This is a genomic window from Thiohalocapsa sp. ML1 (assembly GCF_001469165.1).
Lineage (GTDB): Bacteria > Pseudomonadota > Gammaproteobacteria > Chromatiales > Chromatiaceae > Thiohalocapsa.
This window is the reverse complement of the sequence record NZ_JABX01000010.1, coordinates 156,020-164,209: the sequence shown is the minus strand read 5'-3', so window position 1 is coordinate 164,209 and position 8,190 is coordinate 156,020. Positions and strand designations below refer to the sequence as shown.

At 64.5% G+C, this 8,190-nt stretch carries 18 protein-coding genes; all 18 read left to right on the top strand.

Translation table 11 applies throughout. The features are described from left to right. The first annotated feature begins 29 nt into the window (after nt 1-29). On the top strand, nt 30-341 hold the full coding sequence (gene rpsJ / locus ML01_RS08770) for a 30S ribosomal protein S10 (protein WP_058555019.1): 312 nt from the start codon (nt 30-32) through the stop codon (nt 339-341). Between the two features lie 55 nt (nt 342-396). Beyond that, nucleotides 397-1,047, top strand: coding sequence for a 50S ribosomal protein L3 (rplC, locus tag ML01_RS08765; protein ID WP_058555018.1), 651 nt, complete (start codon nt 397-399; stop codon nt 1,045-1,047). Nucleotides 1,048-1,052: 5 nt separating this feature from the next. After that, nucleotides 1,053-1,655 (top strand): 50S ribosomal protein L4, encoded by a 603-nt coding sequence (gene rplD / locus ML01_RS08760; RefSeq protein WP_058555017.1) that lies wholly within the window; start codon nt 1,053-1,055, stop codon nt 1,653-1,655. After that, nucleotides 1,652-1,948 (top strand): 50S ribosomal protein L23, encoded by a 297-nt coding sequence (rplW, locus tag ML01_RS08755; protein ID WP_058555016.1) that lies wholly within the window; start codon nt 1,652-1,654, stop codon nt 1,946-1,948. Before rplD ends, rplW begins: the two co-directional genes overlap by 4 nt. Nucleotides 1,949-1,974: 26 nt before the next feature. Beyond that, nucleotides 1,975-2,802 carry a 50S ribosomal protein L2 gene (gene rplB / locus ML01_RS08750; RefSeq protein WP_058555015.1) on the top strand — a complete coding sequence of 276 codons (828 nt, stop codon included), beginning with the start codon at nt 1,975-1,977 and terminating at the stop codon, nt 2,800-2,802. 23 nt (nt 2,803-2,825) lie between these two features. After that, nucleotides 2,826-3,104, top strand: coding sequence for a 30S ribosomal protein S19 (gene rpsS, locus ML01_RS08745; RefSeq protein WP_058555014.1), 279 nt, complete (start codon nt 2,826-2,828; stop codon nt 3,102-3,104). Nucleotides 3,105-3,129: 25 nt separating this feature from the next. Then, nucleotides 3,130-3,462 carry a 50S ribosomal protein L22 gene (rplV, locus tag ML01_RS08740; protein WP_058555013.1) on the top strand — a complete coding sequence of 111 codons (333 nt, stop codon included), beginning with the start codon at nt 3,130-3,132 and terminating at the stop codon, nt 3,460-3,462. Between the two features lie 13 nt (nt 3,463-3,475). Further along, nucleotides 3,476-4,156 carry a 30S ribosomal protein S3 gene (rpsC, locus tag ML01_RS08735; RefSeq protein WP_058555012.1) on the top strand — a complete coding sequence of 227 codons (681 nt, stop codon included), beginning with the start codon at nt 3,476-3,478 and terminating at the stop codon, nt 4,154-4,156. Between the two features lie 3 nt (nt 4,157-4,159). Continuing rightward, a complete protein-coding gene (gene rplP / locus ML01_RS08730) occupies nt 4,160-4,573 on the top strand; it encodes a 50S ribosomal protein L16 (protein WP_058555011.1) in 414 nt (137 codons plus the stop codon). After that, nucleotides 4,570-4,779, top strand: a complete 210-nt coding sequence (gene rpmC, locus ML01_RS08725; protein ID WP_058555010.1) for a 50S ribosomal protein L29 — start codon at nt 4,570-4,572, stop codon at nt 4,777-4,779. The genes rplP and rpmC overlap by 4 nt, the downstream gene beginning before the upstream one ends. Nucleotides 4,780-4,826: 47 nt before the next feature. Further along, on the top strand, nt 4,827-5,084 hold the full coding sequence (gene rpsQ / locus ML01_RS08720; protein ID WP_058555009.1) for a 30S ribosomal protein S17: 258 nt from the start codon (nt 4,827-4,829) through the stop codon (nt 5,082-5,084). An 80-nt stretch (nt 5,085-5,164) separates the two neighbouring features. Further along, the gene (gene rplN, locus ML01_RS08715) at nt 5,165-5,533 is read left to right on the top strand and encodes a 50S ribosomal protein L14 (RefSeq protein ID WP_058555008.1); all 369 of its coding nucleotides are present in this window, start codon (nt 5,165-5,167) and stop codon (nt 5,531-5,533) included. 36 nt (nt 5,534-5,569) lie between these two features. Continuing rightward, the gene (rplX, locus tag ML01_RS08710) at nt 5,570-5,887 is read left to right on the top strand and encodes a 50S ribosomal protein L24 (RefSeq protein WP_058555007.1); all 318 of its coding nucleotides are present in this window, start codon (nt 5,570-5,572) and stop codon (nt 5,885-5,887) included. Nucleotides 5,888-5,898: 11 nt separating this feature from the next. Continuing rightward, on the top strand, nt 5,899-6,438 hold the full coding sequence (rplE, locus tag ML01_RS08705; protein WP_058555006.1) for a 50S ribosomal protein L5: 540 nt from the start codon (nt 5,899-5,901) through the stop codon (nt 6,436-6,438). A 9-nt stretch (nt 6,439-6,447) separates the two neighbouring features. Next, nucleotides 6,448-6,753: a 30S ribosomal protein S14 gene (gene rpsN, locus ML01_RS08700; RefSeq protein ID WP_058555005.1), complete on the top strand. Its 306-nt coding sequence runs from the start codon at nt 6,448-6,450 to the stop codon at nt 6,751-6,753. A gap of 119 nt (nt 6,754-6,872) precedes the next feature. Further along, entirely contained in the window at nt 6,873-7,268 is a 396-nt protein-coding gene (gene rpsH, locus ML01_RS08695) for a 30S ribosomal protein S8 (protein WP_058555004.1), read from the top strand. 12 nt (nt 7,269-7,280) lie between these two features. Then, nucleotides 7,281-7,814 (top strand): 50S ribosomal protein L6, encoded by a 534-nt coding sequence (rplF, locus tag ML01_RS08690; protein ID WP_058555003.1) that lies wholly within the window; start codon nt 7,281-7,283, stop codon nt 7,812-7,814. A gap of 11 nt (nt 7,815-7,825) precedes the next feature. After that, nucleotides 7,826-8,182, top strand: a complete 357-nt coding sequence (rplR, locus tag ML01_RS08685) for a 50S ribosomal protein L18 (protein ID WP_058555002.1) — start codon at nt 7,826-7,828, stop codon at nt 8,180-8,182. Nucleotides 8,183-8,190: the final 8 nt, after the last annotated feature.

Here is an 8,190-nt window from a genome sequence, read left to right as displayed (position 1 = left end):
TCATCGCCTAAGGATAATAAGTCACGACTATGGCCAACCAACGTATTCGTATTCGTCTCAAGGCGTTCGACCACCGGCTGATCGACCAGTCAGCGCGCGAGATCGTCGACACCGCAAAGCGCACCGGTGCACAGGTGCGCGGCCCCGTGCCGCTGCCCTCAAAGCACGAGCGCTACACGATCCTGATCTCGCCGCACGTCAACAAGGACGCGCGCGATCAGTATGAGCTGCGCACCCACAAGCGGCTGATGGACATCGTCGATCCGACCGACAAGACCGTGGATGCGTTGATGAAGCTGGACCTCGCCGCCGGCGTGGACGTGTCCATCCGCCTCGGCTGAAGACTGAACCAGAGCGCCGGGCTTACAGACCCGGGCGCGAATCGGGATAGCAGACATGAGCATTGGAGTGATCGGGCGCAAAGCGGGCATGACGCGCATCTTCGGTGACGACGGGGCGAGCATTCCCGTCACCGTCATTGAGGTGGCGCCGAATCGTGTCACGCAGGTGCGCACGGAGGAGACGGACGGCTACCGCGCCGTCCAGGTCACGGCGGGCTCGCGGCGTCCGTCGCGGGTAACCCAGCCGATGGCCGGCCACTTTGCGAAGGCCGGGGTCGAGGCCGGCGACAGCCTGCGCGAGTTCCGGCTCGAAGACGGCGTCGGTGACGACCTCGCGCCAGGCGCGGAGCTCGGCGTCGGCGTATTCGAGGCCGGACAGAAGGTGGATGTACGTGGCGTCACCAAGGGGCGCGGCTTCTCCGGCGCCATCCGCCGGCATCACTTCAGCGGCCAGGACCGCACGCACGGCAACTCGCTGTCGCACCGTGCGCCGGGCTCGATCGGTCAGTGCCAGACGCCGGGGCGCGTCTGGAAGGGCAAGCGCATGGCGGGCCAGCACGGCAACGTGGACCGCTGCCAGCAGAACCTGGAGATCGTCCGCGTCGATGCGGCGCGGAACCTGCTGCTGGTGCGGGGGGCCGTTCCCGGTCCCGCCGGTGGTCGCCTGATCGTGCTGCCCTCCGTCAAGCAGAAGAACAAGGGCTGAGCGAGATGCAACTCAACGCAGCGAATGGCGTGACGGTCGAGGTATCCGACTCGATCTTCGGCGTCGATTACAACGAGGCGCTCGTACACCAGGTCGTCACGGCCTATCTGGCGGGCGCGCGTGCCGGCACCAAGGCGCAAAAGAACCGCTCCGCGGTCAGTGGCGGCGGCGCCAAGCCCTTCCGCCAGAAGGGCACCGGTCGCGCTCGTGCGGGCACCACGCGCAGCCCGCTGTGGCGCACCGGCGGCAAGACCTTCGCCGCGGAACCGCGGAACTACGCGCAGAAGGTCAACCGCAAGATGTACCGCGGCGCGGTGCGCTCGATCCTGTCGGAGCTGTCGCGTCAAGGCCGCATTCACGTGGCGGAGAACCTCGGCATCGAGGAGCCCAAGACCAAGGCGCTGAAGGCGAAGCTCGTTGAGCTCGGCCTCACCGATGTGCTGATCGTCGTTGAAGCGCCGACCGACGCGCTCTTGCTGGCGGCCCGTAACCTGCCGCACGTGGACGTGGCCACAGCAGCGACCGTCGATCCGGTGAGCCTCATCGGTTTCTCGCAGCTTTTGATCACCGAAGCCGCGCTGCATCGCCTGGAGGAGCGCCTCGCATGAATCAGGAACGCTTGATGAAGGTGCTCTTGGGGCCCGTCATCTCGGAGAAGTCGACGCTCGCCGCCGACAACAATGGCCAGTATGTCTTCCGGGTGACCACCGACGCGACCAAGCACGAGATCGGGCGCGCCGTTGAGCTCCTGTTCGAGGTGCAGGTGGACAACGTCCGCGTGCTGAACGTGAAGGGCAAGCGCAAGCGCTTTGGGTCCCGCGGCGGTTGCCGCTCGGATTGGCGCAAGGCATACGTCCGCCTGAAGCCCGGGCAAGACATCGATTTCGGCGGCGGCGCCTGAGCTGCGTCGCACAGGGGTAGGCAGAGATGGCAATCGCAAAAATGAAACCCACGTCGCCCGGGCGGCGGTTTATGGTCAAGGTGACCAACCCCGACCTATACCGGGGCGAGCCGATGCGGCAACTGGTGGAGAAGAAGACGCGCACCGGCGGGCGCAACAACGCCGGCCGCGTCAGCGTCCGCCATCAGGGCGGCGGGCACAAGCAGCGCTACCGCATCGTCGACTTCAAGCGCCGCAAGCAGGACATCCCGGCGACCGTCGAGCGCTTCGAGTACGACCCGAACCGTTCCGCACACCTGGCTCTGCTCAAGTACGCGGACGGCGAATGGGCCTATGTGTTGGCGCCGAAGGGGCTGAAGGCGGGCGATACCGTCATCGCCTCCGAGACGGCGCCCATTGCGGTCGGCAATTGCCTGCCGCTGCGTAACATCCCCGTCGGCACGGAGGTGCATGGCATCGAGCTTCGCCCGGGCAAAGGCGCCCAACTCGCGCGCTCCGCAGGGACCTCGGTGCAGCTCGTGGCCCGCGAAGGCAACCACGCAACGCTGCGCCTGCGTTCCGGGGAGATGCGGAAGGTGCACACCGAATGCCGGGCCATCATCGGCACCGTCGGCAACGGCGAGCACAGCCTGCAGAAGCTCGGCAAGGCGGGTGCGTCGCGTTGGCGTGGTGTGCGCCCGACGGTGCGCGGTGTCGTCATGAACCCGGTCGACCATCCGCACGGCGGTGGCGAGGGCCGGACCTCCGGCGGCCGTAACCCGGTCACGCCCTGGGGCGTGCCGACCAAGGGTTACAAGACCCGCAAGAACAAGCGTACCGACGGCATGATTGTGCGTCGCCGCGGTCGCAAGTAACGACAGTTTCGAGGATCGAGTCAGTGCCACGTTCAATTAGAAAGGGGCCATTCATCGACCACCATCTGGCGAAGAAGGTGTCCGATGCGGTGGCGCAGAACAGCAAGCGCCCGATCAAGACGTGGTCACGGCGCTCCATGGTTCTGCCGGAGATGGTGGGCCTCACCATCGCCGTGCACAACGGGCGGCAGCACGTGCCCGTGTTGATCAACGAGAACATGATCGGGCACAAGCTCGGTGAGTTCGCGCTGACGCGGACCTTCCGCGGCCATGCCGCCGACCGCAAGGCCAAGAAGCGCTGATCCAGGACGCGCCGGGAGAACAGTCATGCAAGCGGTGGCAACACTGAAATACGCGCGCATCTCTGCGCAGAAGGCCCGGCTGGTCGCTGACCAGATCCGTGGCCTGCACGTGGAGCGCGCCCTCAACGACCTGCAATTCAGCACCAAGAAGGCAGCACCGCTGCTTAAGAAGGTGCTTGAGTCGGCAATCGCCAACGCCGAGCACAACGAGGGTGCCGATGTCGACGAGCTGAAGGTCATCGCGGTACAGGTCAATGAAGGGCCGACCATGAAGCGTATTCGCGCCCGGGCCAAGGGCCGCGCGTCGCGCATCCTCAAGCGGACCAGTCACATCAGCGTGACTGTGGCCGAAGGCTAAGTGGCAGAAAGCTATGGGACAGAAAGTTAATCCGACGGGCATTCGCCTCGGCATCGTCAAGGACTGGACGTCCACCTGGTATGCCGACACGAAGGACTACGCCAATTTCCTGAACACCGATATCGAGGTGCGCAGCTTTCTGAAGAAGAAGCTCGCGTCGGCGTCGGTGAGCCGGATCCAGATCAACCGTCCGGCAAAGAACGCGCATATCACGATTCACACTGCGCGCCCGGGTGTCGTGATCGGCAAAAAGGGCGAAGAGATCGACAAGCTGCGCGCCGAGGTCTCCGAGCGCATGGGTGTCCCGGTGCACATCAGCATCGAGGAGATCCGCAAGCCGGAGCTCGACGCACAGTTGGTGGCCGAGGGCATCGCCCAGCAGTTGGAGCGGCGTATCATGTTTCGCCGCGCCATGAAGCGGGCCGTGCAGTCGACGATGCGCGCCGGCGCCGGCGGTGTTCGCGTCAATATCGCGGGTCGCTTGAACGGCGCCGAGATTGCGCGCTCGGAGTGGTATCGGGAGGGCCGGGTGCCATTGCACACGCTGCGCGCCGATATCGACTACGGGTTCGCCGAGGCACGTACGACCTACGGCGTGCTTGGCGTGAAAGTGTGGGTTTTCCGCGGTGAGGTCTTCGAGGGCATGCCCGAGGAGCCGCAGCCGGCGGAGAAGCGCAGCGCGCGGAGGGGCTGACGCATGTTGCAACCCAAGAGAACCAAGTTCCGCAAGCAGCACAAGGGCCGCAACCGGGGTCTGGCGCAGAGCGGCAACCAGGTGTCCTTCGGCGAATACGGCCTGAAGGCGGTCGATCGCGGTCGCCTCACGGCGCGCCAGATTGAGGCCGCTCGACGTGCGATCACGCGCAAGGTGAAGCGTGGCGGCAAGTTGTGGATTCGCGTGTTCCCCGACAAGCCGGTTTCCAAGAAGCCCTTGGAAGTGCGCATGGGCAAAGGCAAGGGTAACGTCGAGTACTGGGTCGCACTGGTGCAGCCGGGCAAGATGCTCTACGAGATCGAGGGCGTCACCGAAGAGATGGCCCGCGACGCGTTCCGGCTCGCGGCGGCGAAGCTGCCGGTGCAGACGACGTTTGAGAAGAGGACGGTGCTGTGAGCAAAGCGGCAGAATTGCGCGGGCGAGCCCACGAGGATCTTCAGAAGCAATTGCTGGAGCTGCTCAGGGAGCAGTTCAATCTGCGTATGCAGAAAGGCAATGGTCAGTTGAGCCGGCCGTCCCGGTTCAAGGTGCCGCGCCGCGAGATCGCACGCATCAAGACCGTGATGGCCGAACAGCCGACGGGCACGGGTGGCAGCCAGTGAGCGAAGATAGCGAACCGAGTGGGACGGCGATGACAGACGATACAGACATGTCCGAGCAGACTAGCAACCGCATCGTCACCGGACGTGTGGTGAGCAATGCCATGGACCGGACGATCACGGTGCTGGTGGAGCGGCGGGTCAAGCACCCGCTGTACGGCAAATTCATTCGTCGTTCCACGAAGCTGCACGCACACGATGCGGAGAACGAGTGCAACAACGGCGACTGGGTCCGTGTCGAGCAGTGTCGGCCGCTGTCGAAGACCAAGTGCTGGCGGCTCGTTGAAGTCGTCGACAAGGCGCGCTGATTGCCGGCGCCGCGACCGTATTGCGCGGACGTCATCCGGGCGCACGCGCCATGGGACATTTATTGAGGTAGGTCCAGACCATGATTCAAATGCAAACCCGCCTCGGGGTCGCGGACAATAGCGGTGCACGTGCGGTCATGTGCATCAAGGTCCTGGGCGGCTCCCATCGGCGCTACGCGAACATCGGCGACATCGTCAAAGTGACGGTCAAGGATGCGATCCCGCGCGGCAAGGTGAAGAAGGGCGATGTGTTCAACGCCGTTGTCGTGCGCACACGCAAAGGCGTGCGCCGACCCGACGGCTCGCTGATTCGCTTCGACGGCAACGCCGCGGTGCTGCTGAACAACCAACTGCAGCCCATCGGTACCCGCATCTTCGGGCCGGTGACACGTGAGCTGCGTGGTGAGCGATTCATGAAGATCATCTCCCTTGCCCCCGAGGTGCTGTGAGCACCAAAGCGGTCGGCGAACCAGGTTTAGAGAGCTATGCGCAAGATCAAGGTAGGCGATGACGTGATGGTCATCGCCGGCAAGGACAAGGGTAAGCGGGGCACCGTGCTGCGTGTGTTGGACGTCGAGCACCTCGTGGTGGAGAACGTCAATATCGCCAAGAAGCATCAGAAGCCGAACCCGCAGCGGGGCGTCGCTGGCGGCATCATGGACAAGGAGATGCCGCTGCACGTGTCCAACGTCGGGCTCTACAACCCGGCTAAGGGCGCTGCCGACCGGGTCGGTTTCAAGGTGCTCGGCGACGGTCGCAAGGTGCGTGTTTTCAAGTCCGACGGCGAAGTCGTCGACGTTTGAGTTGAGCTGTTATGTCCAGACTGGCTACGCAATATCAGGAACAGATCGTCCCGCAGCTACAGGAGCACTTCGCGTATAAGAGCGTGATGCAGGTGCCGCGGCTGGTGAAGATCACGCTCAACATGGGCGTCGGCGAAGCGATTAACGACAAGAAGATCATGGAGAATGCAGTCGGCGACCTGACGCGCATCTCCGGGCAGAAGCCGATCGTGACTAAGGCGCGCAAGTCCGTCGCCGGGTTCAAGATTCGCGAGGGCTGGCCGATCGGTTGCAAGGTCACCCTGCGCCGCGAGCGGATGTATGAGTTCCTTGATCGGCTGATCAGCATCGGCATCCCCCGTATTCGGGACTTCCGCGGCTTGAGCCCGAAGGCATTCGACGGTCGTGGCAATTACTCCATAGGCGTGCGTGAGCAGATCATCTTCCCGGAGATCGACTACGACAAGATCGATGCGATCCGCGGCCTCGACGTGACCATCACGACCACCGCGCGCACCGATGAAGAGGGCCGAGCCCTGTTGGCTGCGTTCAATTTTCCGTTTCGGACATAGGGTCGAGACATGGCGAAGAAGAGCATGATCGCGCGCGAGGTCAAGCGTGCACGCATCGCGGCGCAGTACGCCGGCAAGCGGGAGCGACTGAAGGCCGTCATCAACGATCGCACGGCAGAGCCGGAGGCGGTCGACGCCGCCGTCATCGGCCTGCAGAAGCTGCCCCGTGATGCGAGCCCGGCGCGCAAGCAGCGGCGCTGCCGCATGACCGGGCGCCCGCACGCCGTCTATCGCAAGTTCGGCCTGTCCCGAAACAAGCTGCGCGAAGCGGTCATGCGTGGCGACGTGCCGGGCGTGGTCAAGGCGAGCTGGTAACTGATTGATTGGGTCCGTCTCGGCGGGCAACGGAAATGGTGCAGGTCGCAGCGGCGCCCGGCACCCTGACTCGAACGGGTATCGCGCCGGCATCGGTGGCCTGACCCTGGAGGAATACAATGAGTATGTCGGATCCCATTGCGGACATGCTGACGCATATCCGCAACGGCCAGACGCGCGGCAAGGTCACTATTCGCATGCCGTCGTCAAAGCAGAAAAAGGCTATCGCGGTCCTGCTCAAGGACGAGGGCTATATCAGCGACTTCTCCGTCCACGAGGACGGCGGCAAGGCGCAGCTTGAGATTCGCCTCAAGTACTACCGTGGCAAGCCCGTCATCGAGCAACTGACCCGCGTGTCCAAGCCGGGCCTTCGCATCTACCGCGGTTGCGACGAGCTGCCCCGGGTGTGGGCCGGGCTCGGCATCGCGATCGTTTCCACATCTCAGGGGTTGATGACCGACCGCGCGGCCCGGCAAACGGGCCACGGCGGCGAGATCATCGCCTACGTCGCTTAAGCGGGGGTCGGCATGTCTAGAGTTGCCAAGTCGCCGATCAAGCTCCCGTCCGGCGTGGACGTGACGATCAGCGGTCAGGATTTTGCGGTCAAGGGCCCGAAGGGCACGCTGGCCTGGCATGTGCACAACACGGTGTCCGTGGCGCTCGACGACGGCGTCGTCAAGGTCGCACCGGCCAACGACAGCGGCGAGCATTGGGCCATGGCGGGCACCACGCGCGCGCTGCTGAACAACATGATCACCGGTGTCGCCACTGGCTTCGAGCGCAAGCTCAACCTGGTGGGCGTCGGCTATCGCGCCCAGGCCAAGGGCAAGGTGCTGAGCCTGTCGCTCGGCTTCTCGCATCCGGTGGATTTCCCGGTGCCCGAGGGCATCGAGGTGGAAACGCCGTCGCCGACGGAGATCATCGTCCGCGGTGCCGACAAGCAGCGCGTGGGGCAGGTAGCCGCCGAGATCCGCCGTTACCGCCCGCCGGAGCCGTACAAGGGCAAGGGCGTGCGCTACTCGGATGAGCAGGTCATGCGCAAAGAAGCGAAGAAGAAGTAGGGGTGTCAGCGATGGACAAGAAACAAGCACGCCTGCGGCGCGCCACGCGCACCCGGGCCAAGATCCGCGAGCTCGCTGCGCATCGGCTCTGTGTGTTTCGCTCGCCGCGGCACATCTATGCGCAGATCATCTCGCCGGACGGCAATCACGTTGTCGCCAGCGCCTCAACGCTGGACAAGGAGTACCGACAGACGGCCGAGGGACACTCCGGCAACGTCAGCGCGGCTGCCGCCATCGGCAAGATCGTGGCCGAGCGCGCCCGTGCGGCGGGTGTCGAGCAGGTCAGCTTCGACCGCTCCGGCTTCAAGTATCACGGTCGCGTTAAGGCCCTGGCCGATGCGGCGCGGGAAAACGGACTCAAGTTTTAGGTAAGCGC

Excerpts from the sequence above, each read along its gene's own strand:
- rpsQ (WP_058555009.1), top strand. The coding sequence starts at position 4,827 with ATGTCCGAGCAGACTAGCAACCGCATCGTCACCGGACGTGTGGTGAGC.
- rpsC (WP_058555012.1), top strand. The coding sequence starts at position 3,476 with ATGGGACAGAAAGTTAATCCGACGGGCATTCGCCTCGGCATCGTCAAG.
- rpsJ (WP_058555019.1), top strand. The coding sequence starts at position 30 with ATGGCCAACCAACGTATTCGTATTCGTCTCAAGGCGTTCGACCACCGG.
- rplR (WP_058555002.1), top strand. The coding sequence starts at position 7,826 with ATGGACAAGAAACAAGCACGCCTGCGGCGCGCCACGCGCACCCGGGCC.
- rplP (WP_058555011.1), top strand. The coding sequence starts at position 4,160 with ATGTTGCAACCCAAGAGAACCAAGTTCCGCAAGCAGCACAAGGGCCGC.
- rplN (WP_058555008.1), top strand. The coding sequence starts at position 5,165 with ATGATTCAAATGCAAACCCGCCTCGGGGTCGCGGACAATAGCGGTGCA.
- rplX (WP_058555007.1), top strand. The coding sequence starts at position 5,570 with ATGCGCAAGATCAAGGTAGGCGATGACGTGATGGTCATCGCCGGCAAG.
- rpsH (WP_058555004.1), top strand. The coding sequence starts at position 6,873 with ATGAGTATGTCGGATCCCATTGCGGACATGCTGACGCATATCCGCAAC.
- rplE (WP_058555006.1), top strand. The coding sequence starts at position 5,899 with ATGTCCAGACTGGCTACGCAATATCAGGAACAGATCGTCCCGCAGCTA.
- rplD (WP_058555017.1), top strand. The coding sequence starts at position 1,053 with ATGCAACTCAACGCAGCGAATGGCGTGACGGTCGAGGTATCCGACTCG.
- rplV (WP_058555013.1), top strand. The coding sequence starts at position 3,130 with ATGCAAGCGGTGGCAACACTGAAATACGCGCGCATCTCTGCGCAGAAG.
- rplB (WP_058555015.1), top strand. The coding sequence starts at position 1,975 with ATGGCAATCGCAAAAATGAAACCCACGTCGCCCGGGCGGCGGTTTATG.
- rplF (WP_058555003.1), top strand. The coding sequence starts at position 7,281 with ATGTCTAGAGTTGCCAAGTCGCCGATCAAGCTCCCGTCCGGCGTGGAC.
- rplW (WP_058555016.1), top strand. The coding sequence starts at position 1,652 with ATGAATCAGGAACGCTTGATGAAGGTGCTCTTGGGGCCCGTCATCTCG.
- rplC (WP_058555018.1), top strand. The coding sequence starts at position 397 with ATGAGCATTGGAGTGATCGGGCGCAAAGCGGGCATGACGCGCATCTTC.
- rpsN (WP_058555005.1), top strand. The coding sequence starts at position 6,448 with ATGGCGAAGAAGAGCATGATCGCGCGCGAGGTCAAGCGTGCACGCATC.